The 25,724-nt window shown below is 70.2% G+C and carries 19 protein-coding genes and 1 pseudogene; 9 read left to right on the top strand and 11 right to left on the bottom strand.

The genetic code is table 11. The annotated features are described in order from the left end of the window. Positions 1-3: 3 nt before the first annotated feature. The 11 genes from JHW41_RS14105 to JHW41_RS14045 all read right to left on the bottom strand — a co-directional run bounded on the left by JHW41_RS14105 (position 4) and on the right by JHW41_RS14045 (position 14,556). A complete protein-coding gene (locus JHW41_RS14105; RefSeq protein WP_250442745.1) occupies positions 4-2,160 on the bottom strand; it encodes a bi-domain-containing oxidoreductase in 2,157 nt (718 codons plus the stop codon). Between the two features lie 53 nt (positions 2,161-2,213). Next, positions 2,214-3,005, bottom strand: coding sequence for a hypothetical protein (locus JHW41_RS14100; protein ID WP_250442743.1), 792 nt, complete (start codon positions 3,003-3,005; stop codon positions 2,214-2,216). Then, positions 3,002-4,099, bottom strand: coding sequence for a hypothetical protein (locus JHW41_RS14095; protein WP_250442741.1), 1,098 nt, complete (start codon positions 4,097-4,099; stop codon positions 3,002-3,004). Before JHW41_RS14095 ends, JHW41_RS14100 begins: the two co-directional genes overlap by 4 nt. A gap of 53 nt (positions 4,100-4,152) precedes the next feature. Next, positions 4,153-5,346 (bottom strand): O-antigen ligase family protein, encoded by a 1,194-nt coding sequence (locus JHW41_RS14090; protein WP_250442739.1) that lies wholly within the window; start codon positions 5,344-5,346, stop codon positions 4,153-4,155. 16 nt (positions 5,347-5,362) lie between these two features. Next, complete coding sequence (locus tag JHW41_RS25970) at positions 5,363-5,953, bottom strand: acyltransferase (RefSeq protein WP_284499496.1); 591 nt, start codon at positions 5,951-5,953, stop codon at positions 5,363-5,365. A 10-nt stretch (positions 5,954-5,963) separates the two neighbouring features. Continuing rightward, positions 5,964-7,259, bottom strand: coding sequence for an oligosaccharide flippase family protein (locus JHW41_RS14075; protein WP_250442737.1), 1,296 nt, complete (start codon positions 7,257-7,259; stop codon positions 5,964-5,966). Between the two features lie 40 nt (positions 7,260-7,299). Beyond that, positions 7,300-8,556 carry a UDP-N-acetyl-D-mannosamine dehydrogenase gene (gene wecC, locus JHW41_RS14070; protein ID WP_250442736.1) on the bottom strand — a complete coding sequence of 419 codons (1,257 nt, stop codon included), beginning with the start codon at positions 8,554-8,556 and terminating at the stop codon, positions 7,300-7,302. A 114-nt stretch (positions 8,557-8,670) separates the two neighbouring features. Next, entirely contained in the window at positions 8,671-11,055 is a 2,385-nt protein-coding gene (wecB, locus tag JHW41_RS26070) for a non-hydrolyzing UDP-N-acetylglucosamine 2-epimerase (RefSeq protein WP_343226553.1), read from the bottom strand. A gap of 57 nt (positions 11,056-11,112) precedes the next feature. Beyond that, entirely contained in the window at positions 11,113-11,697 is a 585-nt protein-coding gene (locus JHW41_RS14055) for a hypothetical protein (RefSeq protein WP_250442734.1), read from the bottom strand. A gap of 7 nt (positions 11,698-11,704) precedes the next feature. After that, positions 11,705-13,927 carry a polysaccharide biosynthesis tyrosine autokinase gene (locus JHW41_RS14050; RefSeq protein ID WP_057947405.1) on the bottom strand — a complete coding sequence of 741 codons (2,223 nt, stop codon included), beginning with the start codon at positions 13,925-13,927 and terminating at the stop codon, positions 11,705-11,707. 260 nt (positions 13,928-14,187) lie between these two features. Continuing rightward, complete coding sequence (locus JHW41_RS14045; RefSeq protein WP_428995370.1) at positions 14,188-14,556, bottom strand: low molecular weight protein-tyrosine-phosphatase; 369 nt, start codon at positions 14,554-14,556, stop codon at positions 14,188-14,190. A gap of 231 nt (positions 14,557-14,787) precedes the next feature. On the opposite strand from JHW41_RS14045, the gene JHW41_RS14040 reads away from it, so the two are divergent. The 9 genes and pseudogenes from JHW41_RS14040 to JHW41_RS14005 all read left to right on the top strand — a co-directional run bounded on the left by JHW41_RS14040 (position 14,788) and on the right by JHW41_RS14005 (position 25,621). Next, the gene (locus JHW41_RS14040) at positions 14,788-14,994 is read left to right on the top strand and encodes a hypothetical protein (protein WP_138884938.1); all 207 of its coding nucleotides are present in this window, start codon (positions 14,788-14,790) and stop codon (positions 14,992-14,994) included. 248 nt (positions 14,995-15,242) lie between these two features. Then, a complete protein-coding gene (locus JHW41_RS14035; RefSeq protein ID WP_078998595.1) occupies positions 15,243-16,340 on the top strand; it encodes a polysaccharide biosynthesis/export family protein in 1,098 nt (365 codons plus the stop codon). A 144-nt stretch (positions 16,341-16,484) separates the two neighbouring features. Then, positions 16,485-18,356 (top strand): ATP-binding protein, encoded by a 1,872-nt coding sequence (locus JHW41_RS14030; protein WP_250442733.1) that lies wholly within the window; start codon positions 16,485-16,487, stop codon positions 18,354-18,356. A 101-nt stretch (positions 18,357-18,457) separates the two neighbouring features. Continuing rightward, entirely contained in the window at positions 18,458-20,752 is a 2,295-nt protein-coding gene (locus tag JHW41_RS14025) for a hypothetical protein (protein ID WP_250442731.1), read from the top strand. Between the two features lie 37 nt (positions 20,753-20,789). Continuing rightward, positions 20,790-20,894 (top strand): annotated as a pseudogene (locus JHW41_RS27025) (DUF6053 domain-containing protein); the annotation flags it as partial. Positions 20,895-21,046: 152 nt separating this feature from the next. Beyond that, entirely contained in the window at positions 21,047-22,069 is a 1,023-nt protein-coding gene (locus tag JHW41_RS14020) for a N(4)-(beta-N-acetylglucosaminyl)-L-asparaginase (protein ID WP_250442729.1), read from the top strand. Positions 22,070-22,150: 81 nt separating this feature from the next. Further along, positions 22,151-22,888, top strand: a complete 738-nt coding sequence (locus JHW41_RS14015; protein ID WP_078998600.1) for a copper homeostasis protein CutC — start codon at positions 22,151-22,153, stop codon at positions 22,886-22,888. Between the two features lie 4 nt (positions 22,889-22,892). Continuing rightward, positions 22,893-23,204, top strand: coding sequence for a hypothetical protein (locus JHW41_RS14010; protein WP_250442727.1), 312 nt, complete (start codon positions 22,893-22,895; stop codon positions 23,202-23,204). 569 nt (positions 23,205-23,773) lie between these two features. Then, a complete protein-coding gene (locus JHW41_RS14005; protein ID WP_250442725.1) occupies positions 23,774-25,621 on the top strand; it encodes a cholesterol oxidase substrate-binding domain-containing protein in 1,848 nt (615 codons plus the stop codon). Positions 25,622-25,724 lie beyond the last annotated feature (103 nt).

The raw sequence follows: 25,724 nt of genomic DNA, 5'->3' as shown, positions 1-25,724 counted from the left end.
CGCTCATACCGACGCGTCCAGTTCGAGGGTGACGCGCGCGACTTCGAAGATCTCCTCGGCCGGGATCGGCGGCGGCGCTTCGCCGCGCGCGGCGCGCATGAACGCCTGCGCGCACGCGGCCTGGCCCTTGTCCTGGCTCCACAGGTTCATCTTGTTGAAACCCGGCCAGCCGTAGCCGCGCAGCTTGCGGAAGTTGTCCAGCGCCAGCACCCGGCCGGCGGCGAACACTTCCAGCCGTTCCTTGGGGAAGCTCTTGTGGCCGTTGGCGAGGTAATGCACGGTGCCGAACGAGCCGTCGGCGAAGCTCAGGGTGAAGCTGATCCGGTCGCTGCGGATGCCGACGCCGGCGACGTTGCCGACCGCGGTGAGCCGGTGGCCGACGATCGGCGCGCCGGCGAGGAAGCGCAGCAGGTCGACGAAGTGGCAGGCCTCGCCGATCAGGCGGCCGCCGCCGGCCTGCGGGTCCTGGGTCCAGTGGTCGGCCGGGATCGCGCCGGCGTTGACGGTCATGACGAAGCTCTTGGGCTCGCGCACGCCGGCCAGCAGCTGGTGGATCTTCTGCACCTGCGGGGCGAAGCGGCGGTTGAAGCCGACCATCAACACCGGCGGCGCGCCGTACACGGTCTGTTCGGCGTGCGCCTTCTCGATGGTCTGCAGTTCTTCCATGGTCAGGCACAGCGGCTTTTCCACGAACACGTGCTTGCCGCGGCGCAGCGCCTTGAAGGTCAGTTCGGCGTGGCTGGCGTGCTGGGTGGCGATCACCACCGAGCCCACCGCCGGATCGCGCAGCACCGCGCTGGTGTCGGTGCTGGCGTGGGAGAAGCCGAACTTCTTGCCGAAGTGCACGCTGCCCACGCCGTTGGCGGTCACCACCGTGTGCAGGCGCGCGCCGGCCTTGGCGAAGGCCGGGATCAGCACGCGCCCGGCGTAGTTGCCGGCGCCGATGAAGGCGACCGCGTTGCGGTCGGCGTCGGCGGCGGGCGCCTCGCGCACCGTGGTCGCGACCGGCAGCGGGATGTGGCGGCGGATCAGGTGGTCGGCCATCTCCTCGCCGCGGCCGTAGTCGAGCACGATGCCGAGCGAGGGCACGCCGCCGCCGAGCACGCCGTAGGCGGTCTCGGCCTCGGCGATGGGATAGCGATGCGAGACCAGCGGCTGCAACTGCAGCGCGCCGCTGGCCATCATGTCCAGCACCGCTTCGAAGTTGCGTTGCTCGGTCCAGCGCACGAAGCCGACCGGATAATCGTTGCCGCGTTCCTCGTAGGACGGATCGTAGCGGCCCGGGCCGTACGAGCACGAGACCTGGAACGACAGCTCTTTCTCGTAGAAGTCCGCGCGCGACAACTCCAGGCCGGTGACCCCGACCAGGACGATGCGGCCGCGCTTGCGGCACATGTGCGCGGCCTGCGAGACCGGCTCGTTGCTCTTGCTGGAGGCGGTGATGATCACCGCGTCGACGCCGCGCCCGCGCGAGAACGCCTGCGCCGCGGCGACCGGGTCCTCGCCCTTGGACAGGTCGACGGTCTGCGCGCCGTAGCTGCGCGCCAGCGCCAGCTTGGCCGGGTCGAAGTCGATGCCGAGCACGCGGCAGCCGTGCGCGCGCAGCAACTGCACGGTGATCAGGCCGATCAGGCCCAGGCCGGTGACCACCACCGCTTCGCCGAGCGTGGGCTGGACCAGGCGGATGCCCTGCAGGCCGATCGCCGCGAGCACGGTGAAGGCGGCGGCTTCGTCGCCGACCTCGGCCGGGATCTTGGCGCACAGGTTGACCGGCACCGCGACCACTTCGGCGTGCTTGCCGTTGCTGGCGACGCGGTCGCCGAGCTCGAACCCGGTCACGCCGGGGCCGACGCCGATCACCGTGCCGACGTTGCAGTAGCCCAGCGCCAGCGGCTGGTCGAGCTTGCTGCGCACCGCGTCGAGAGTGGTGGTCAGGCCGTCGGTGCGGATCTTCTCCAGCACCATGCGCACCTTGTCCGGCTGCTGGCGCGCCTTCTGCAGCAGGTTGGCCTTGCCGAATTCGACCAGCATGCGCTCGGTGCCGGCCGAGACCAGGGTGACGTGGCTGCGGATCAGCAGGTGCCCGCGGCGCAGCGCGGGGGCGGGGACGTCGGCGACTTCGGTGCTGCCGTCGCGCAGGTTTTGCAGGACTTGGTGCATGGGAGTTCCGGGATTTCGATATGGGGGAAGGTGCGCTCGGCGGCGGCGCGCGCTCAGGGGCGGGGGGCGGCGCGTCGGCTGGGCTGGGAGGGGCTGGAAGCGGGCTTGGCCGACTGGATGAAACTGCGGGTGACCGGCACCCAGTCGCGTTCGCCGCCGCTGACGCGCTTGCTCCAGATGACCGCGCCGTCGGCGGCGCGATGCAGCTGGTCGAGCTGGAATTTCCAGTAGTCGGAGGCGACGAACTCGCCGTCGCGCGGGGTCTTGTCGTGGTACTGCGGCCACACGAACGGCAGCACCGGCTTGGACGCGTCGAGCTTGCGCGCGGCGGCGACCATGTTGTCCAGGCGCCGGCGCCAGCGGTCGCGGTCGTCGTCGACGGTGTACAGCGAGGGGAAGAACAGATCCACCGACTCGGCCAATTGTTTGCCACGCGCCGGATCGTTCTTGTCGATCGAACCGGGGAAGCCGTAGTAGCCGATCTGGCGTCCCGGCGCGGCCTCGCGCGCCCAGCGCGCCAGGGTCTGCAGCTTGTCGAGGTTGGTCGCCGACAACTGCGGGTCCTTGGCCAGGTTGATGTGCTCGAAGTCCAACACCAGCGGGCCGGGGTTGCCGAGGCTGGCGCGCACCGCGTCCTTGTAGCGTTTTTCGTCCGGCATGACGCCCTTGGCCAGTTCGGGCAGTTGCGGTTCGCCGAGCAGGTTGGAGCGGGCGATGTCGAGGCGGCGGTCGTCGCCGTCGGTGTACTTGGTGTTGTTGTAGAGCTTGAAGTCGCGCGCCTGCGCCTGCAGGGGCAGGGCGATGGCGAGCGACAACAGCGTCGCGCAAAGGATCCGCAGGTTCATGGCGCAAGCTCCGCGCATTCGGCGATCACCCGCGCCATCGCCGTGTCCCACGCTTCGTAACGTAACTGGCGCAGGCCGGCGCGGCGCGCGTCCAGCAACGAACGGTCGGCGTCGATGCGCAGCAGCTCGCGCGCGAGCTGGGCGCCGTCGCCGTAATCGGCGAGGAAACAGGCATGGCGCTGTTCGAACGGCGCCGAGGTGAACAGGCCGGGGTTGGTGAAGAACGGGATTTCCAGCGCGGCGCAGTCGAACCATTTGTTCGGTTCGGCCAGGCGGTTGATCTCCAGCGCCGGGTCGTAGAAGGCCAGCACCACGTCGGAATCCAGCAGCATCGCCAGCGCCTCTTCGTTGCTGACGATGCCGCGGTAGCGCTCGCCCAGGCCGTCGGCGAGGCGCTGCGCGTCGGGCCCGAGCAGGCGGCCGGCGGCGACGAAGTCGATCTTGCCGGCGCAGGCGTCGATGGCCTCGCGCATCATCTTCGCGCCGCGCTCGGGCGAGATCAGGCCGCTGACCAGCACCCGCAGGCGGCCGTCGCGCGGCGGCAGCGCCGCGGCGAGCTGGCGCGCGCGGGCGATGGTGTCGGTGTGCGGGGTGTTGCGCACTACCCGCACGTTGTCGCTGTCGTTGCCTTGCGTGCGCGAGTCGCCCGGCACCACGTGCAAGGCGGCGCGGCGGCCGACGAAGCGTTCCAGCCCTTCGATGACGCGCTTGACCGGCGCCGGCCAGGCGTAGCTCTTGGACAGCTTGTCGCGGTCGAGGAACACGTAGCGGCAGCGGCGCACGGTCGAGACCAGGGCGCAGGGCAGGGCCGCGTCCAGGCGCGAGCAGAAGTAGACGCCGGCGCGCGGCCGCGCGAACACCCGCACGCTCAGCCACAACACCCACAGCGCGTAGCCCAGCGCGTTGACCGCGCCGCCGCCCCAGGAACCGAAGCTCAGCAACACCCGCACCTTGGGCAGGTCGCGGGCTTGCTTGTCGCGGCTCCAGATCCAGAACTCGTACGGCACCTGCGCGCTGTCGAGCACCTTCGACAGCTTCGCCAGGTACGGGTTCTTCAGGTAGGGATTGCCTTGGCCGAGGATGATGGCTTGCATGTTCGGGATTCGTTTTCGAGATTCGGTTTTCGGAATTCGGAATGGGGGGCGGGTCAGCGGACGGCGGGCTGGAACCGCGGCGGGCGCTGGACGATGGAGCCGCGCAGCACCAGCGCGGTGGACAGGGCGTAGAACACGCACAGGTAGAGTTCTTTCGGGCTGGTGATGTCGCCGCTGAACATGGCGTTGGCCAGCGAATAGACCGACAGCGCGCACAGGAAGGTGGCGACGAGATCGCGGCCCTGGCTGCGCTTGGCGCTGCGGTACAGGCGCACGATCGCGTAGACGATCAGGGCGAAGAAGAACGCGGCGAACACCAGGCCCGGTTCGATCAGCGCTTCGATCAGCAGGTTGTGCGGATAGGGCTGCAGCGCGCCGCTGGCCTCGAACGCGCCGAAGCCCTTGCCGAACAGGGTTTCGCGCAGCATCGCGAACGACACGTCGTACAGGTTCATGCGCAGCACGTCGCTGCCGCTGTAGTTGCTGACCACCAGGCTGGCCAGGCGGTCCTTGATCCCGTCCGGCGCCAGCGCTGCCGCGGCCACGCCCAGCAACAGCACCGCCAGCCCGGCTGCCCAGACCTTGCGCGACAGCAGCAACGCGCCGCGGTTGGTCAGCACTAGCAGCACGCCCAGGCCGAGCAGCAGCGACAGGATCGGCCCGCGCGAGCCGGCCAGCACCAGCGCCGCCACGCACGGAAGGATCAGCGCGATGCGCAGGCCGCGCAGGCGGGTTTCGGTCAGCAGCCGATACGCCAGGAACATGATCGCGGTGCCGGCCGCGCGCGCGATCCAGATCGGATTGCCGTCGCCCTGCATCAGCCGCTGCGCGCCGGTGTCGGCGCCCTTGTTCATCGCCAGCGCGGCGACGCTGAGCATGAAGCACAGCGCCACGTAGATCTTGACGAACTGCTCGGCCGCCGCGCCGCGCAGCACGAAGCAGGCGCAGTAGGCGCAGAACACCAGGATCAGATAGAACTTGAGTTCCTTCGGCCGGTGGCCGATGTGGGTGTCCAGATAGGCGATCTGTGCGAACGCGATCAGGCAGGCGATCACCGGCAGCAAGCAAGCGAAGCGGTTGAGCCCGCTGTAGGACAGCGACAGCCCGCCCAGCGCGATGGTCGCGGCGATCGCCGCGTACTGGACCAGGTCGGTGTCCACGGCGAAGAACACCGAGGCCCAGCCCGAAAGCAGGAACAGGCCCAGGCAGGCCGGCGCCAACAGCAGCTTGGGCGCGGGAATGCGCATCGCCTCGCGTCCGTCCTCAGCCCGCGCGCGCGCCGGCGAGCGCGGCGGCGTGGGCCAGCGCGGCCTGCTTCAGCGCGGCCTGTTCGGCCGGGCCCACGCCCGCGCCGCGGGTCGCGCGCTCGACGTACTCGGCGACCGAGCCGACCACCTGGCCCGGATTGCCGACCACGATGCTCAGCGGCGGGATCGCGCCGCGCACCACCGCGCCGGCGCCGACGATGCAGCCCGCGCCGATGTCGGCGCCGGGCATGATGATCGAGCCGGTGCCGATGAAGGCGTGGCGGCCGATCGAGATCGGCTTGATCCGCCCCTGCGGCCGGTCGAACTTCAGCCCCAGCTCCTTGGCCACGGTGTGGATCGCCCAGTCGTGGGTGAGGATGCGCACGTTGCTGGAGATCGTGCAGCCCTTGCCGAGCCGGATCAGCGAGTAATCGGTGCCGTCGAACCAGATCTTGGCCGACAGGTAGTTCGGGCGCTCCTCGATCTGCGCGCCTTCCGAGCGCAGGAACCACGCGTACAGGCGCGTCACCAGGCCGGGCTTGATGAACCAGCCCAGGCGGATGAGGCTCAGCACGACGGCCTTCTTGAGCAGGCGGAAAACTTTCATGGGCATGCTCCTATGGACTCTTGCCGGCCGCCGCGGGCCAGCGCAGTTCGCGGCGGTTGCAGGCGGCGAAAACGATGAGTTGCACGGTCGAGGCGACCGCGTACGCGATGGCCACGCCGGTGGCGCCGTGGCCGAGTTCGAGCGCCAGCGCCGCGGCGCCGATCAGGCTGACGGCGAAGGCGGCGTTGCCGAGCAGCATCACTGCGGGACGCGCGTCGGCGGTGGCCTTGCGCATCAGGATAGTAGTCGGCGCGGTCGCGACCGCCGACAGCAGCAGCCATTGCAGCGGCACCACCGCCTCGGCGTAGGCAGGGGCGAAGCGCGCCACCGCCAGCGGCGCGGCCAGGCCGAGCACGCCGGCGAGGCCGGCGGTGACCGCCACCAGCAGGGCGATGGACTGGCGCAGGGTGCTCGCGGCTTCCTCGCGCGCGCCGCGCACGATCGCCGCCGACAGCATCGGCAGCGCCGCGTTGGCGACCACGCCCATGCCGAACAGCAGGATCGAGCGCGCCTGGTTGCCGAGGGCGAAATGGCCGAGTTCGGCTTCGCCGCGCGCGCTGTGCGCGAGCATCGCCATCGACAGCCAGATCGCCGGCATGGTCAGCAGGCCCGACAGCGACGAGGGCAGGCCGAGCCGCCACACCACCGCCCAATCCTCGCGCGTGGTCGCCGACCAGGCCAGCGGTTCGCGGTGCTCGCGCCGGTAGCGGCGCAGCACCCGTTCCTGGCCGAGCACGATCAGCCATTGCGCGGCGATCGCGCCGTACATGGCCCAGCCGATGTCGCGCCGGGTCGCCGCGCCCCACATGATCGCGAACACCACCGGCGCGGTCAGCAGGTTGGCCGCGGCCTGTTGCTTGACCTTGTGCAGGGCCAGCGCGACGCCGTTCTGGATCGCGCCGACGAAGCCGGTCAGCACCAGCAGCGAGGAGCTGGCGTAGACCACGGCCAGATCCGCCGAACCGCCGAGCTTGACCGCGAGCGGATACGCGCACGCCAGCAACAGCGCGGCGAACACCAGCGAGGCCAGCAACGCCGAACCGTAGGACACGGTCAGCGCCGCCGACACCCGGCCGCCGTCGCCGCGCGCGACCGCCTCGGCCACGATCTTGGTCGCCATCTGGCCCAGGCTCAGCGCGCAGAAGGTGGTGAACAACAGCGCGGTGGTCTGGATCAGGGTGAACTGGCCGAACGCGGCCGGGCCGAGGTAATGCGCGGCCGCCAGCACGCCGGCGAACAGCGCGCCGCGCGAGGCCATCGCGCTGACCGCCGACAGGCTGGCCGTGCCGATCAGTCGCCGCATCATGGCCGCCGATTCCCGCGCGCGTTCATGGGCCGGGCTGCGCTCAGGTCCAGATGCCCTTGGTGTCGACGATCTTCATGTGCGCGGGCATGGCGTGCTCCTTGAAGGGCTTGTGGTCGACCAGCAGCACCGCGATGTCGGCTTCGCGGCTGGCGGTGGACAGGTCCGACAGCACCACATTGGGCGAGCTGAGCTTGCTCGGCAGCGCCTGGATATGCGGCTCCACCGCCAGCACCGGGCCGGGGTGGCGATGCGCCAGTTCGACCGCGATGCCCAACGCCGGGCTTTCGCGCAGGTCGTCGATGTCGGGCTTGAACGCCAGCCCGAACACCGCGATCTTCAGGTCCTTGTCCTGCTTGCCGGCGGCCTTGGCCTCTTTGATCGCGGCGTCGATCTTGTCCATCACCCAGCCCGGCTTGCCGTTGTTGACCTCGCGCGCGGTGCGGATCAGGCGCGCCTGCTCCGGCGCGCTGTCGACGATGAACCACGGGTCGACCGCGATGCAGTGGCCGCCCACGCCCGGGCCGGGCTGCAGGATGTTGACGCGCGGATGGCGGTTGGCCAGGCCGACCAGCTCCCACACGTTGATGCCGAGCGTGTCGCAGATCATCGACAGCTCGTTGGCGAAGGCGATGTTGACGTCGCGGAAAGCGTTCTCGGTGAGCTTGCACATCTCGGCGGTGCGCGCGTTGGTGACGATGCACTGGCCGCGCACGAAGCTCTTGTACAGTTCGGCCGCGCGCTGCGAGCAGCGCGGCGTCATGCCGCCGATGACGCGGTCGTTCTCGATCAGTTCGCGCATCACCTGGCCCGGCAGCACCCGTTCGGGGCAGTGGGCGACGTTGACGTCGGCGGCTTCGCCGACGTGTTGCGGAAAGCTCAGGTCGGGGCGCGCGTCGGCCAGCCACTGCGCCAGCTGCTCGGTGGCGCCGACCGGCGAGGTCGATTCCAGCACCACTAGGTCGCCTTTCTGCAGTACCGGCGCGAGCGCCTTGGCGGCCGCTTCGATGTAGGCCAGATCGGGCTGATGGTCGCCCTTGAACGGCGTCGGCACCGCGATCAGATACGCGTCGGCGTGCTCGGGCTTCAGGCTGGCGCGCAGGAAGCCGCCGGCCACCGCGTCGCGCACGGCCACGTCGAGGTCGGGCTCGACGATGTGGATCTCGCCGCGGTTGATCGTGTCCACGACCGAGGCGGTCACGTCCACGCCGATCACGCGCTTGCGCGCCGCGGCGAACGCGGCGGCGGTGGGGAGGCCGATGTAACCCAGGCCGATGACCGAGACGGTGTCGAAACTCATAAAGGCTCCAGTGATCCTCCGTGGGGGAGGCGTTGCTCAGGGATGCGCGGATTGGCGAAGGCGGAAACCCGCGCCGCCGCGCCCGTTCGGGCGCGGGCGGCGCGGGCGGGGGAGTCAGGCGGCCAGCAGCGAGTCTTCGCGGCGGAACTGCGCCAACGCGGCGACGATGCGCTGGCAGGCCAGGCCGTCGCCGTAAGGGTTGTGGGCGAAGCTCATCGCCTCGTAGGCGGCGCGGTCGCTCAGCAGTTCGCTGATGCCGGCGCAGATCAGCTCGCGATCGGTGCCGACCAGCCGGACCGTGCCGGCGGCGACCGCTTCCGGCCGCTCGGTGGTGTCGCGCATCACCAGCACCGGCTTGCCGAGCGACGGCGCTTCTTCCTGGATGCCGCCGGAGTCGGTCAGGATGATGTGGGCGCGGTTCATCAGGTAGACGAACGGCAGGTAGTCCAGCGGCTCGATCAGGTGCACGTTGGCGATCCCGCGCAGCACCCGGTTGACCGGCTCGCGCACCTGCGGATTGAGGTGCACCGGATAGACGATGTCGATCTCCGGATGGCGCAGCGCGGTGTCGCGCAGCGCCTCGCAGATGCGCTCGAAGCCGCCGCCGAAGCTCTCGCGGCGATGGCCGGTGACCAGCACCACCTTGCGCTCGTCGCGCAGGAACTCGAACTTGGCCGCGATCTCGCGGCGCAGCTGCGGCGTGCGCTCGATCCGCACCAGCACGTCCTTGAGCGCGTCGATCACGGTGTTGCCGGTGATGGCGATGCGCTCGTCGGGGATGCCTTCCTCGCGCAGGTTGCCGCGCGACAGCTCGGTCGGGGCGAAGTGGATCGCCGCCAGCGCGCCGGTGAGCTTGCGGTTGGCTTCCTCCGGCCACGGCGAGTACAGGTTGCCGGTGCGCAGGCCGGCCTCGACGTGGGCGACCGGAATCTGCTGGTAGTACGCGGCCAGGGTCGCGGCCATCGTGGTCGAGGTGTCGCCGTGGACCAGCACCACGTCGGGCTTGAGCTCGGCCAGCACCGCCTTCATCCCGGTCAGGATCGCGGTGGTGACGTCGGTGAGGTCCTGCTTGGGCTTCATGATGTTGAGGTCGAAGTCGGGTTCGATCTCGAACAACTGCAGCACCTGGTCGAGCATCTGCCGGTGCTGGCCGGTCACGCACACGCGCGCGTCGAAGCGCGGGTCTTGCGCCAGCATCTTGGCCAGCGGCGCCATCTTGATCGCTTCGGGGCGGGTGCCGAACACGCACAGGGTCTTGATCGCCGGACCGAGCTGGGCGGAGGCGGCCGCGGCCGGCGCCAGCGGGGCGAACGCGCCCGCGCCGGCGGGTTCGCTGAGGGCGCCGCGCGCATAGGCGGTGGCGCCCGCGGCGGCGGTCGATGCGGGCGCGGACTGGCGCGCGCGCTCGCGGCCCGGCGGACCCTGTTGCGCGAACGCGAGCTGGCGCGGCGGACGCGGCAGCCAGTCCGGCAGCTTGTTGCGGTCGCCGCTGCTCAGGGTCAGCGAGTACAGGCCGAGCATGGCGAAGAACGCGAGCAGGCCGACCATCACCGGCAGGTTGCGCAGCGCGTAGCCGAAGGCGACCAGCGCGCAGGCCAGGCCGACGATGGTCAGCAGCGCGGTCTTGGGCGAGCGCTCGCGGTCGATCAGCAGGTAGTGCAGGTGCTGGCGGTCGGGCTTGAACGGCGACAGGCCGCGGCGCGCGCGCCGGTACATCAGGTTCAAGGTCTCCAGCAGCGGCAGCGCGATGCACCACAGCGCCTCGGCCGCGTCGATGCGGGCCGGGCCGCGCTGGCTCAGGTAGATCAGGCTCCAGGCCATGACATAGCCGATCAGCATGCTGCCGGCATCGCCCATGAACACCTTGCGTCCGCTGATGCCGCCGAGGTTGACGAACAGGAACGGCAACAGCGCGACGAACAGCAGCGCCAGGGTCGGCAGCGCGCCCTTGTCGAGCACGTTGCCGCGGTCGAACAGGAAGATCGCGCCGATGCAGACCAGGGCGAGGCTGGCGGCGAGCCCGTCGATGCCGTCGAGCATGTTGAAGGCGTTGATGGTGCCGACCACGGCGATGACCGTGACCGGCACGCCGAGCCAGCCCAGACGGATCGGCCCGGTGCCGAACAGATCGCCCAGGTCGTCGAGCCACACGCCGCTGCCGGTGATCATCAATCCCACCGCGATCGACTGGATCAGCAGGCGCGTGCGCACGCTCAGGTCGCGCGCGTCGTCGAGCGCGCCGAGCATCACCACCAATCCGGCGGTGGCCAGCAGGCTCATGCTGTAGCGGTCGCCGAGCTGCAGGTACAGCGCGCCGGCGAGCAAGCCGAGGAAGAAGCTGATGCCGCCGATTACGGGGATCTCGCCCTTATGTTGCTTGCGCGCATCGGGGCGGTCGACCAGCCCGAGCCGGGCGGCGCCGGAATGCAGCGCGAACATCGACAACGCAGTGATCGCGACGCTGAGTGCGCCCGCAATGACGAATTGTTCTTTCATCATGACCATCGATTCCAAGGTAAGTCTTCGGTAGACCCATCCGACGACCGCCCCCTTCGGTCAACGCTGTGTATTGCCGTGCCGCCGTGCTGCGCGTCCGCCGCGATGGCCGGACAGTTGCCGCTGCGTCAGCCGGCGCTTCGCGCCTGCCTTCGCCTGTCGCTTGCGGACGCGGAAAGAAACTTTCGCGTTTGCTGGCTCGGAATGTGCGCCTTGCGCGTGCATTCTCGGCGGACGGCATCGTGCCACTCTTGGATTGCGAAATACTGTGCGCCCGTAAGTCGTTTGCCGATGGGATTCAGGAAACGTGAGTGGTTTCGCGTCTGCAACGAATCGGAAATTTTTGTTCGCCAAGTCGAGTGCTTGACATCGCATTGCGCATTCGACGCATAAGGCAAAAAACCCGAGAAAAGCGGTGATTTTGCGTGGTCTGGCGAGTCGGCGCGGCGGCGCGGGCGCGACGATGCGCGACGCGCGGGCGATCCGCGCGCCGGGCGTGCGGCGCGCGCGGAAACGGTTGCGATTGAAATCGTCATCGGCTTTCCTCTCGCGAAAGCGAAACCCGCTTTCGCTGTTGGTTGGCGCGATCCTTGCGTGGCTGTAGCGTGGCGTGGCGTGGCGTGGCGTGGCGTCGTCGTTGCGCAACGCGCGCTCACGCGCCGGAGCGGTACTCGTAGCCGTAGGCGTAGTGGGTGTCGTGGCGGCGCTCGACCGCGTTGAACACCGCGCCCTTGAGGTCGATGCCGTTCTGCTCGAAGCGCTGCACGGCCAGCGCGAGCTCCTTGGCGGGGTTGAGGCCGAAGCGCACCACCATCAGGCAGGTGCCGGCGTGGCGGCCGATCAGGGCCGCGTCGGTCACCGCCAGGATCGGCGGCGTGTCGACGATGACCAGGTCGTACTGCAGCGCCGCGGTCTTGAGTACAGCGCCGAGTTCCGGCCGCATCAGCAGTTCGGACGGATTGGGCGGCGCTTCGCCGCGCGGGATGAAGGACAGATTGTCGATCGGCGTGCGCCGGGTCGCCGCGGGGATGTCGATGCGCCCGGCGAGCAGGTCCGACAGGCCGTTGCGCGGGTCCTGGCCGAGCACCTTGTGCAGGCTGCTGCGGCGCAGGTCGCCGTCGATCAGCAGCACGCGCTGGCCGCCCTGGGCGATGGTCGCGGCCAGGTTGGTGGAGACGAAGGTCTTGCCGGCGCCGGGGCTGGAGCCGCAGATCATCAGGATGTTGTTGCCGGCGTCGAGGCGGGCGAAGTGCAGGGCGGTGCGCAGACTGCGCATGGCCTCGATCGCCAGATCGTTGGGCGCGTCGATGGCCAGCAGGTGCGGCTTGCCGTTGTGCCCGCCGGCGGCGCGCAGCTTGCGCCCGGCCTTCTCGTGGTCGCGTTGGAACGCGCTCATCGGGATCGAGGCCAGCACCGGCAGGCCGATCTGCTCGATCTCGGCCACCTGCTCGACGCCGCGGTTGAGCATCTGCCGCAGGAACACATAGGCCACCGCCAGGAAACCGGCGAGGAAGGTGCCGATGGCGACCACCAGCGCGCGCTTGGGCTTGACCGGCTGGCTGGTGTCGACCACCGCGCGGTCGACGATGCGGGCGTTGCCGACGGTGCCGGCGCGGGCGATGTCGAGCTGCTGGGCCTGATTGAGCAGGTTGGTGTAGGTCAGGGTGCTGACCTGCACTTCGCGGGTCAGGCCGATCAGTTCCTGCTGGGTCTGCGGCAGGGTGCCGATGCGGTCGTTGATCTTCTGCTTGCTCGCTTCGAGCTCGCCGATCTGCGCCATCAGCGCCTTGTAGGCCGGATGCGCGGGCGTGTAGCGGCGGGTCACCTCGGCCTGCTGCAGGCGCAGCTGCGAGATGCTGGTGTCGAGCGAGACGATCTGGTCGAGCAGCGACTTGGCGTCGAGGGTGATGTCGACGGTGTGCGCCTGCGACTGGTACTGGGCCAGGGCGTGCTCGGCTTTCTCCAGATCGCGGCGCACGTTGGGCAGCTGCTTGTTGACGAACTGCAGGCTGTTGGCGGCCTCGGCCGAGTTGCGCTCGATGTTCTGGCGGATGTACTGGCGGGTGATCGCCTCCAGCGTGGCCTGGGCCAGGACCGGATCGCCGAGCTCGTAGCTGAGCTGGATGATGCCCGAGTCCTTGGCCTTCTCGCTCGCGGTCAGGTTGTTCTGCAGCGAGGCGATGATGCCCAGGCGCGCGAGTTGGGTCACTTCGAAACGCATGCCGGGATTCGCCAGCAGGCGCTCGACCTTGAGCTTGGCGCCGCCGCCGACCGCGAGCTGGCCGGCGTCGCCGCCGAGCAGGCGCTGGTCCTGGTCGTCGAACAGTTCGAAGCTGCCGTTGGCGCCGGCGATCAGGGTCAGCGGCTTGCCGACCAGGTCCAGCGGCACGTCGAGTTCGGCGATGTCGAGCGTTTCGCCGCCCCAGCCGTAGCGGTTCAGGCCGAACCACGGCGCGGCGACTTCGTTGCCGGTGGACGGCTGGAAGCGGCGCGCGATCGCCGCGCCGATCAGCGGGAAGCGCGCGGGCTCGACCTGCAGGTCGAGCTTGAGATCGTCCACCGCCTTGCCCAGCGTGGTGCGCGAAGTCAGCAGCGACACTTCGGTCATCGCCTGCGGCGCCGAATCGGTCAGCGCCTGCGAGACCGCGGTCAGGCCGGGCAGGGTGGGGGTCTTGGACTCCACCTGCACCATCGCATTGGCCTGGTACACCGGCGCGGCGAGCAGCGCATAGGCCACGCTCAGCGCGAAGCCGAGCGCGACGGCCGCGCCGATCAGCCACTTGTGATCGAACAGGGTGCCCAGCAGCGCGGCCAGGTCGATTTCGTCGTTGCCGGCGTCCTGACGCGGGCCGGACGTGGTGGAAACTGCCGCCATTGGGGGGAAGGCCTTGAATGGTAGGTGGAGCGACGCGCCCGCGGGCGCGCTTGCGGATCGGGCTCAGCGGCAGTGCGTCCGTGCATCGCCTAGCGGATGCGGCGCCGCGCGCGAAAACGTCGCGACCGCGCGCACCGCGCTGCGCAACTTCGGCACTTCAGGGCATCGCGTTCGCGGCATCGCGGCGCAGCGTTGCGGCGCGCCCGGCGACGAGGCCCGCGCGCTTCGCGCTCAGCGCCGCGATGCGCGCCGCGCCGCGCTCAGAAATGCGCGGCCCAGCGCTGCACGCCCGCGTCGATCAATTGATACGCGCGTTCGAACGCCTGCTGCGATTGCCGGTAGGGGTCCGGGATGCTGGTGCTGTCCAGCCATTTGCCTAGCAAGTAGGTTTTTCCTCTCGCGTGTGGGGAGATGCGGAGCACGGCCTCGCTGTGCCATGGCTCCATGGTCAAGACCAGATCGGCCGCGTCGATCATCGAGCGGTCTATCTGGCGTGCGACATGGGATTGCCCACTCAATCCATGCCCGGACAGCACGGCCTGTGCTGTGGCGTCGATCGGATGGCCGGCCAGGGCCTTGAGGCCCGCGGACGCGACCTGTACGTCGTTCTTCAACGCGTGGCGCAGCAACGTTTCCGCGGTTGGACTGCGGCAGATGTTGCCGACGCATACGACCAGAACATTTCGGAACACACGCAAAACCTATCGTTTGAGCCGTCATGCGCAAAGTCGCGCGGCAGTGTTCGCCCGCATCGCGCGCCGTGTTGCGAGCCCGCCCCCCGACCGGCCCGTAACGAGGCGGGAATGTATAGACGAGGTCATGACGCGGTCAACACGAACTCCACACGCATCGAGCAAGTCGTGACGCAGTTCACCCCGATGCTTTTCTTTTCGTTCAAGCGCACCGCGCGAATCCGCGCATTCCGCTTAGCCGACGTTAAACATTCGTTTTTTATCGGCGATCGCGCGATCCGCGTTGCGCGGGCTCTGCGCGCACCGGTTTTTCTAACCTCACCTGTACGCGGCGCGCGCCATCGGCGAAACGTGATGCGATTCCAACGCGGGTGAGTGACAGCGATGCGCGCGCGGTGGCTATACTGCGCGCCACGGGGGCCTCACCAACTTTGTGCGCGACGCTTACAGCCCCATGTCCCAACCCAGCATCCATTCCCCGCACCGCGCCGCCTCGCCGGCGCAACTGCGCCGGCGCCGCGCCGGGCAAGCGGTTTCGCACGAAACTTCCCCTGCGCCGACGGCCCGCCCTTGCGCGCCGCGGCGCGCCCCCTTCGTGTTTCCGCTCTAGAGACTCTTTCCGCATGATCAAGATTTCGGGCGTCGCGGCCGTGGCCGCCATCGTCGGACTCGGCGGCTGCGCGTTCGCGCCGGGCCAGTACATCTCGCCCGCGCAGTTCGCGCGCAGCGACCTGGCGAAGGACGGCCACATCCAGATGGTGGCGATCACGCCCGATTACCTGTCGGCGCAACAGCGGGTCGAGACCTCGATTCCGATCGAGCTGATGGCGTACCAGCCCGAGGCCTACCGCATCGGCCGCGGCGACACCTTGTACATCACCATCTGGGACCATCCCGAACTCACCTCGCCGGCCGGCACCCAGCAGCAGACCGCGGCCAACGGCCGCCTGGTGCGCCCGGACGGGACCTTGTTCTATCCCTATGTCGGCATGATCCGCGCCGAGGGCCTGACCATCGAGGAACTGCGCTCGCAGATCACCTCGCGCATCTCGCATTACGTGCAAAGCCCGCAGGTCGACGTCAGCATCATCGACTACGGCAGCCAGCGGGTGACCCTGCAGGGCGCGTTCGTCAAGACCGAGCGCCAGCCGATCACCGCCACGCCGCTGACCCTGGCCCAGGCGATCGGCGCGGCCACGGTCGATCCGATCCGCGCCGACCTCGCCGGCTTCGTGCTGACCCGCGAGGGCCGCCAGTACCGCCTCGACCTGGACGAACTCAACCGCGGCGGCTCGGTCGCCAAGGACATCTACCTCAAGGCCGGCGACCACCTGTACATGCCCTACAACGACCGCAAGGAGGTCTATGTGGTCGGCGAGGTGGTGCGGCCGCAGGCGATGACCTTCAAGACCACCGACCTGACCCTGACCCAGGCCCTGGGCCGCGCCGGCGGGCTCAATCCGCTGACCGCCAAGGGCGATTCGGTATACGTCATACGCGGCGTGGAGACCCAGGACAAGCAGCCGGCGACGATCTTCCACCTCAGCGCCAAGTCGCCGGCCGCGTTCGCGCTCGGCAGCCGCTTCCACGTGCGCGCCGGCGACGTGGTCTTCGTCGGCCCGGCCGGGGTGACCCGCTGGAACCGCTTCGTCAACCAGTTGCTGCCGCTGTCGAACATCGTCAACAACGCCGCCAACACCCAGGACCTGCTCGAACGCTGAGCGGCGCTTTGCGGTTCCTGTCGGTACGCGCGCGCGCCGCCGGCGCGCCGCCGGGCGGCGCCGCGCGCGCTGCCGCGGCCGGCGCTTGTCTGCTAACTTTGCGGTCTTGCGCACGAACTGCGCGCACGTAGGGAGCGGCGGGACTTGGAAGGCGATCACGCACAGCTGCGCACGGCGGGGGTCGACCTGGGCGGCCTGATGACCGTGCTGGGCCAACACCTGTATTCGACCCCGTTGGTGGCGCTGCGCGAGCTGGTGCAGAACGCCCACGACTCGATCGTCCGCCGCCGCCTGGAAGACCCGCAACCGCCGGTTGCGCCGCGCATCGTCGTCAGCGGCGACATCGGCGCGCGCACGGTGCGGGTGACCGACACCGGTACCGGCCTGACCGACGCGGAAATCCATCAATACCTGGCCACGGTCGGGGTCGGCTACACCCGCGGCCTGCGTCAGGCCGGCGCCGGCAGCGACGAATTGATCGGCATGTTCGGCCTGGGGTTCCTGTCGGCGTTCGTGATCGCCGAGCGGGTGACCGTGCACACCACGTCCTACCAGCAGCCCGGGCGCGGCTGGCGTTACCAGTCCAGCAACGGCGAGCAGTACTCGCTGAGTCCGGCGCCGGCGCGCGAGGTCGGTACCGTGGTCGAGCTGCTGCTGCGCCCGGAACACGCGCGGCTGGCCGGCGAGGACTACCTGGCGCGCGTGCTCGGCCGCTATTGCGCGCTGCTGCGGGTGCCGATCTTCATCGGCGCGGCCGCCGAGCCGGTCAATCCCGAGCCGCCGCCCTGGCGCGATCCCGACGCCGGCAACGAACACCCGGTGCAGGCGCGCAAGCGCCAGCTGCGTTTCGCCAGCCGCTTCGAATCCCAGTTCGAACCGATCTGCGCGCTGCCGGTGTCCGCGCCCGAGCACGACCTCAAGGGCCTGCTGTGGGTGCAGGACGGCGGCACCTACGGCAACAGCGACAACCGCAACCTGTCGGTGTTCGTGCGCGGCATGCTGCTCGACGACGACGCGCGCGAACTGCTGCCCAGCTGGGCCGGCTTCGCCGGCGGAGTGATCGAATCCAGCCGGCTGATGCCGACCGCGAGCCGCGAGGACCTGCAGCGCAACGACGCTTACCGCAGCGCCCAGCACGCGATTTCCGAGGCGCTGATCGTCGGCCTGGCCGCGCTCGCGCGCGAGCAGCCCGAGGCCTGGCGGCGGATCCTGGCGCGCCACAACGAGGCGCTGCTGGGCGCGGCGCTGGGCGATGCGCGGCTGTTCGAACTGCTGGCCGGCGAAGTGCGCATTCCCAGTTCGCACGGCGAACTGCGCGCCGGCGCGCTGCGCCGCGACGGCGCGATCCACGTCGGCCTCGGCGGCGGCGGCTTCGAGGACATGCTGTTCCGCATGCTCGGCGTGCCGGTCGCGCGCGGCGACCGCTACGCGGTGCTGCCGTTCCTGCGTCAGTGGGTGCAGCGCCACGGCGGCCGGCTGATCGAGATCGGCACCGAGCAGGGCAACCGCCAGCTGTTCACCGAACAATCGTTGCCGCAGGCGCAGCTGGACTGGCTGCGCGAGATCCTGGCCGACGGCGAGAAGCTGGTGCCGGCGCGCTTCGCCCCGGCCGAACTGCCGCTGATGGCGGTGCCCGACCGCGAGGCCGAGCTCAAGCGGCGGCTGGAAAGCGACGAGGCCGACAAGCGCATCTCGATGACCGCGTTGCGGCTGGTGCGCGGCTTCACCGCCGGCATCGACGGCTCGGCGCAGGCGCGGCTGTACGTCAATCTCGACAATCCCGCGATCCAGGCGCTGCTGGACACCGCCCGCCGCGACCCGGCCGCGGCCGCGCCGGCGGCGCGCCTGCTCAAGGCGATCAAGCAATTGATGGACAGCCACAGCGAGGCCGACGGCCAGGGCCCGCGCCTCAACGGCGCGCTCGCCGCGATCGGCGACAGCGCGTTGCGGCTGCTGCCGTCCGGGCCCGCGCCGGTAGCCGAAACCCAGGCGCAGGACGAGCGGCCCACCGCCTGATCCGCGCGACCGCGCCGCGTTCGCCGCCGCTTCGCGCAGCGGCGGCGCGGCGCCCTCCACCCATTCGCCAAAGCGCCATAGCCAAACGGGGAGCAACCGATATGGACATCTTCCAATGGATCGAAGACCTCAGCGATGAACTGCGCGAGGCCGGCCAGTACCGCCTGGTCGAGCTGATCAACCGCATCCCGCACGAACTGCACGAGAACCATCCCGAGCGGGTCGAGGCGATGCTGCCCGAGGCGCTGGCCGCCGCGCGCGCGATGCAGCATCCGTGGCTGGAAGTGTTCTTCCGCCATTGGGGCCTGCAGAACCGCATGCGCAACCTCGCCGAGGGCGACAAGGCGCTGCCCGAGGCGGTGTCGCTGCTGGAGTTCGCCCACCGCGACCAGACCCAGCAGTGCCCGCAGTCGGTGTGCGTGACCCAGGACATCGCGATCTGCTACGGCAACGTCGACGGCCCGGGCTGGGTGCCCGAGCGGCTGGCGGTGAGCGAGGAGACGCTGGCGCGGATCGAGCCCAGCCGCGCCTGTTACGACTGCATCAGCCGCGAATACGCGCTGGCGCTGATGGACGACGGCCGCGCCGCCGACGCGGTCGAGTACCTGCAGCGGCAGGCGCAGAACATGCTGCGCGACGGCGCCGAGCCGGGCGTGGCCTACCGCGAGACCCAGGCCGGCGCGCTGTTCCGCGCCGGCCGCTTCGACGAGGCGCTGTCCGAGCTGGCGGCGATCGACGAAGACGACATGGTCGACGACGACGACGGCGACCGGCTCAGCCGACAGACCTTCCGTGCGCTGGTGCTGGCCCACCAGGGCCGCATCGACGAGGCCTGGGACGCGCTGCCCGAATACGGCCCGCTGATCGTGCCGCTGCTGTATCCGCGCTGGTCCGAGGCGATGGCGCTGATCGCGCAGGCCAAGCCCGAGTACAACCACTGGCGCCTGGGCCGGCTGCTGATGTCGATGGCCACGCACATGGATCAGGTCGGTGCGCACCGCCGCTGCATCGAGCAAGCGCTGCGCCACGGCGAACTGGCGCTGCTGCGCAACGCGCCGTGGAGCGCGCGCCGCGCGCTGGAACTGGCGCGCCGGCATCAGCCGCTGCTGCGCGCCGACCTCGGCGCGGCGCAGCAGATCGACGCCTTCGCCGCGCGCCTGGACGCCGCCGGCGGCGGCGAATTCGCGCTGCCGATGCCGGCCGAGCAGGTCTACGAGCACGTGCGCGGCAGCGAGGGCTCCGATCCCGAGCAAGACATGGAGCTGCTGCTCGCCGCCTACGCCCAACGCCGCGACGACGGCCCGCTGGCCGGCCTGCTGGCCTCGGCGATGCTGGCCTGCGGCGCGCGCGAGGAAGCGCTGGCGCACTTGTGGGACTTCGTCGGCCGCCATCCCGGTTCGGAGGAATCGCCGGCGGGGCAATTGCTGGACCAACTGCTCGACGATGCCGACGCCGGCGCGCAGATCGAGCGCCTGGCCGCGCTGCTGCAGCCCGTGCGCGAACCGTTCGCGCATTGGTGCCGCGCGCAGCTGGCGTTCCGCCAGTCGCGCTGGCGCGAAGTCGGCGGACATGTGCAGCGCCTGCTCGCGGCCGATCCCGACGCGCGCGGCGCCAACCGCCTGTGGGCGCGCGCGGCCATGGAAGAACAGGACTTCGCCCAGGCCGTGCAGTTGTACGCGGCGCTGGCCGAGCAGGCCGAACAGCCCGGCGGCGACGACTGGGACCTGATGTCGGCCGCCAGCGCCGCCGGCGACTGGGACGCGGTGCGTCGCAGCGCCGCGCGCCTGGGCATGGAACTGAGCGATAGCGAAGGCCCGGTGCGCGAGTCCTGGGGCTGGGTGCGGGTGCGTTACGAGCGCGACGGCGAGAGCTACGACTGCCTGGCCCGGCGCACCGGCCCGGTCACCGCGCAAGTGACCACGGTGGCGCCGCCGGGCCGTCCCCAGCACGTGCGCGACGAAGTCGTGTTCGACGCCGCGCCGCTGGAACCGGCGCCGGAAGACGAGACCGAGCGCGAGCGCTGGCTGGCGCCGTTCCGGGTGGTCCACACCGCCCATCGCGCCGATTACCGCAGCTGGTTCGTCGACGGCGCGCATCCCGGCGACGCCGCGTTCGAAGCGCTGTGCGAAGCGGTCGAAGCGCAGGAATGGTCGTTGTGGGTGCGCAGCAGCGACGACTATCGCGTGCGCGATCCCAACACCGAGGAAGACGAGGCGCTGCCCGGCGTGTACTTCTTCCTGGCCACGCCGCCGCACTCGTCGCCGGCGGACGTGGACCGGCGCCTGCACGAACTCACCGCCGGCTGGGAGCACCCGTTGAGTTGGCCGCAACTGGCCGAACAGGCCGGCGCGGACGTGTCGCGGCACGAGGCGGTGATCGAGGCGTACGGGCTTTGAAGCCGCGCGCGATCGGCGAGTAACGACAAGCCAGTGGATGCCGGGGCCCGAGCGGGCCCGGTTCCACCAGCGCCTCGCTGTTGCTGTGGTGGGAGGGACTTCAGTCCCGATGCCTTTCGCTCAGATCGCGGCGATCCGGCCGAAAAGCATCGGGACTGAAGTCCCTCCCACACCAGCCGCGCGCCGTCGAAAACCGGCGAAACATTTCCAAAACCGCCGCGCGGTTGCGCCCGCGCGGCGCGGCCGCTAGCGTGTGGGCGGTCCGTTTCGCCTCCCATCCGCCGGGCCTTCGCCATGACCACTCGCCGTTCGTTCCTGCACAGCTCGCTGCTCGCCGCGGGCGCCGCCGCGCTGCCCGCGTTCGCCGCCGACAAGCCGCCGGCGCCCAAGGCCATCGACGGCGCGCGCGTGGTCTCGACCTGGGACTTCGGCGTCGGCGCCAATCAGGCCGCGTGGAAGGTGCTGGGCGAGGGCGGCGCGGCGCTGGACGCGGTCGAGGCCGGCGCGCGCTGGGCCGAAGCGGATCTTTGCAACAGCACCGTCGGACGCTGCGGCAACCCCGACCGCGACGGCGTGCTGACGCTCGACGCCAGCATCATGGACGGCGACGGCCGCTGCGGCGCGGTCGCCGCGCTGGAGGACATCGCCCACCCGGTCAGCGTCGCGCGCCGGGTCATGGAGCGCACGCCGCACGTATTGCTGGCCGGCGCGGGCGCGCAGCAGTTCGCGATCGAGCAGGGCTTCCCGAAGCAAGCGCTGCTGACCGACAAGGCGCGCGCGGCCTGGAACGAGTGGCGCAAGACCGCGAAGTACCAGCCGGCGATCAACGCCGAGCGCCTGGACAACGCCAAGCCCGGCGACAAGCACAATCACGACACCCTCGGCATCCTCGCCATCGACCGCAGCGGCAAGCTGGCCGGCGCCTGCACCACCAGCGGCATGGCCTGGAAACTGCACGGACGCGTCGGCGACAGCCCCATCGTCGGCGCCGGTTTGTACGTCGACAACGACGTCGGCGCGGCCACCGCCTCGGGCGTGGGCGAGGAAATGCTGCGCAACGCCGCGAGCTTCCTGGTGGTCGAGCTGATGCGCCAGGGCCGCAGCCCCGACGAAGCCTGCCGCGAGGCGATCGAACGCGTCGTGCGCAAGCGCCCGCAGGCGAGCAAGACCTTGCAGGTGTGTTTCCTGGCGATCGACAAGCACGGCGAAGTCGGCGCGCACGCGCTGCACCGCGGCTTCGTCTACGCGGTGTGCGATGCCGGCAAGCGCGACGCGCTGCTGGATGCGCGCTCGGTGTATGCGACCGAGCAGACTTGAGTCGATGACGGTGGATTGAGATGGATACGCGCGGTTCGATGCGGGTGTCAGGCGACAGCGGATTGACCGGAGGTAAAGTCCATGAACGCGACCGATCGACCGTTGCTTGAGATTTCCGCAGGCTCTTTGGCGTCCGCGCTGGCCGCGCAGGAAGGCGGCGCAGACCGGGTCGAGCTGTGCGACAACCTCGCCGAGGGCGGCACCACGCCGTCCTACGGCGCGCTAGCGGTCGCCCGCGACCGGTTGCGCATCCCGCTGTACGTGCTGATCCGCCCGCGCGGCGGCGACTTTCTTTACGACCCGGCCGAACGCGCGGCGATGCTCGCCGACGTCGAGGCCTGCGTGCGGCTGGGCTGCGACGGCGTGGTGATCGGCGCGCTCGACGCCGACGGCGAGGTCGATGCGGCGGTGTGCGGCGAACTGATCGCGGCGGCCGGTCCGCTCGGCGTCACCTTCCATCGCGCCTTCGACGCCGTGCGCGATGCGCAGCGGGCGTTGGAAGCGGTCATCGCGCTCGGCTGCGAACGCGTCCTCACGTCCGGCGGCGCCGCAGACGCGGACACGGGCGCGGCGCGCATCGCGCAGTGGGGCGCGCAATCGGCGGGACGCATCGCGTTGATGGCCGGCGCGGGCGTCACTCCTGAAAACATCGCGGACGTCGCGCGTCGCGCCGGCGTTCGCGAATTGCATGCCTCGGCCAAGGCGCCGCGGCGTTCGGCGATGCGCTACCGCAACGACGCCCTGGCCGGGCTGTCGCCGGACTGGAGCCAGAGCGACGCACAGCGCGTGCGCGCGCTGGTGCGAGCGCTGCGCGGCTGAGCGCATGGGCTACGAATACGACCTTGTGCCCGACGATCCCGACGATTACCTGCGGCGGCGCGCGGCGCTGATCGACGCGGCCACGGCCTTGCCGAGTTTCAGCCGCCGCGCCGGCGCCTGGGAACTGTGGTTGAGCGATCCCGCGCGTCCAGCGGACGGATGGGAGCAAGCGCAGTTGGTGTTCGGCGAGCGCGACGTGCGCGTGACCTGCATGACCCCGTTGAGCGCGATGGTGCGCGCGGACTTGCGCGCGCTGCCCGGCTTGTTCGGCGGGGCGCGTTATGTCGACGACGACGGCGGCCCGACCGCGTTCTGATGGCGGCGTCGCGTTGGGAGGTTTGCGGTCGGCGTTGGCGCAGGCTCGTTGTGGCTGAAAGAAAAGCGTCGGGCCTGAAGGCCCTCCCACAGGTGTTACCGCAGCCTCAGCGGGGCGGTGCTGTTGTGGGAGGGGCTTCAGCCCCGATGCCTTCCGATCCGCCGCGATGAATCTTCGCCGCGACTGAAACAAAAGCGTCGGGCCTGAAGGCCCTCCCACGTCACGATTGCGGAGTGTGACTGCGGCTTGCGCGCATTTCGCCGTCGGTCACGCCACTTCATCTTCTTCCGCATCCGCGGGGCGAACGGTTTTTCCCGGGCGCGGCGACGGCATCGCCGTCTCTCGCGCAGCGCGCGTCGCGCGAGCGGAACCGGATCACGGCGACACCCGGCACGCACTCGCGCAAACGCGTTTCCGCGATTGCCGCGCGCGGGCCGCGCTGCTAGTCGTTGGGGCATCCACCGTGCATGTGCGCCGCTGCAGCGGCGCGGTCTTCGCGCCCGCAACGCGGCGCGAAGACGCCGCCACGGTCCAGGTCACATTCCCCAACCGTGCAGCGGAGCACTGCCATGTCCACCCCCAACCATCCCGACCGGCCGCGCGACGGCCGAGAACTCGCGCGAGCCCAACATCCCGAACGGGCCGAACCCGCCGAGCAAGCCGAACCCACCGAATCGCCCGAAGCCGGCCGCCGCCGCTTCATCGCCCAGGCGCTCGCCGCCGGTGCCGTTGCGGCGTGGTGGCCGGCGTTTCGGATCGAAGCCGCTCGCATCGAAGCCGCCGTCCGCGCCGGCGAATGCGCCGCGCCACCAGGCTTCCCCACGCACATCGCGCTGTTCCGGCAGGCCTACGAAAGCTGGTCTGGCGAGATCCGGATCGATGCGATGTGGACCTGCTCGCCGCGCGACCCGGCCGAAGTCGTCGAAGTGGTGAACTGGGCCGCGCGCAACGGCTACCGGGTGCGGCCGCGCGGCATGAACCACAACTGGTCGCCGCTCAACCTCGCGCCGACGCAGGGCTGCGGCGACAAGGTCGTGCTGCTCGACACCGCCACCCACCTCAAGCGCGTGCGCATCGAACGCGATGCACAGCCGGCGCGGGTGGTGGCCCAGGCCGGCGTGCTGATGCAGGACTTGCTCGCGCAGATGAAGCAGGCCGGGCTCGGCTTCGCCCACGTACCGGCGCCGGGCGACCTGACCCTCGGCGGCGTGCTGGCGATCGACGGCCACGGCACCGCGGTGCCGGCGCAGGGCGAAACCCGCCGCAGCGGCCACAGCTACGGTTCGCTGAGCAACCTGGTGCTGGCGCTGACCGCGGTGGTGTGGGACGCGGGGCAGGGCGCCTACGCGCTGCGCACGTTCCGTCGCGACGAAGCCGATTGCGCGGCGTTCCTGGTACATCTGGGCCGCGCGCTGATCGTCGAGGCTACTTTGCAGGCCGGCGCCGATCAGCGCCTGCGCTGCCAAAGCTACGTCAACATCGCCGCCAGCGAGCTGTTCGCGGCGCCGGGCTCGGCGGGACGCACGTTCGCCAGTTTCCTCGACCGTTCCGGGCGGGTCGAGACCATCCACTTTCCGTTTACCGGCAATCCATGGCTCAAGGTGTGGACGCCGACGCCGAGCCTGCCGCCGCTGGTGCGCGAAGCCGTCGCGCCGTTCAACTATCCGTTCTCCGACAGCATCTCGCCGGAGTTGGCCGCGCTGATCCGCGACGTCAACCTGGGCGACGTCAGCCGCACGCCGGCGCTGGGCGCCTTGCAGTACACCTTGGTCGCCGCCGGGCTGGTGTTCACCGCCGGCTTCGACCTGTGGGGCTGGTCCAGCGATCTGTTGCTGTACGTGAAGCCGACCACGCTGCGGGTCACCGCGAACGGCTATGCGGTGATCACCTCGCGCGCGAACGTGCAGCGGGTCGTGCACGAGTTCGTCGGCTATTACCAGGCGCGCGCCGAAGCGTATCGGGCGCAGGGCCTGTTCCCGGTCAACGGCCCGGTCGAGATCCGCGTGACCGGCCTGGACCGCGCCGGCGAGGTCGGCATGGCCGGCGCGGTCGAACCGCTGCTGTCGGCGGCGCGGCCGGTGCGCGAGCGGCCGGAATGGGACTGCGCGGTGTGGCTGGACCTGCTGACCCTGCCGGGCACGCCGCAGATGCAGGCGTTCTACCGCGAAGTCGAGCAGTGGGTGTTCGCGCGTTTCTCCGGCGTGGATGCGCTGGCGCGGGTGGAGTGGAGCAAGGGCTGGGGCTACGGCGCCGACGGCGCGTGGAGCGATGCGGCGGTGATCGGGCAGGGCATTCCGCAATCGCTGCGCTACGGCCAATCGGCCGGGGCGGACTGGGACGCGGCGCGGGCGATCCTCAACCGTTACGACCCGGCGCGGGTTTACGCCTCGCCGTTGCTGGACCGGCTGCTGCCCTAAATCCGACGGTGGCACGGCTTTCGGGCCCAGCGCTTTTCTTTCGGATCGGGGAGGCTGGCCGGAAGGCTTCGGGCCTGAAGGCCCTCCCACAACAGCAGGGGCT

The sequence above is a fragment of the Lysobacter enzymogenes genome (assembly GCF_023617245.1).
Classification (GTDB): domain Bacteria; phylum Pseudomonadota; class Gammaproteobacteria; order Xanthomonadales; family Xanthomonadaceae; genus Lysobacter; species Lysobacter yananisis.
The sequence above is the reverse complement of the archived record's forward strand: the minus strand, read 5'-3'. Positions and strand labels throughout refer to the sequence as shown.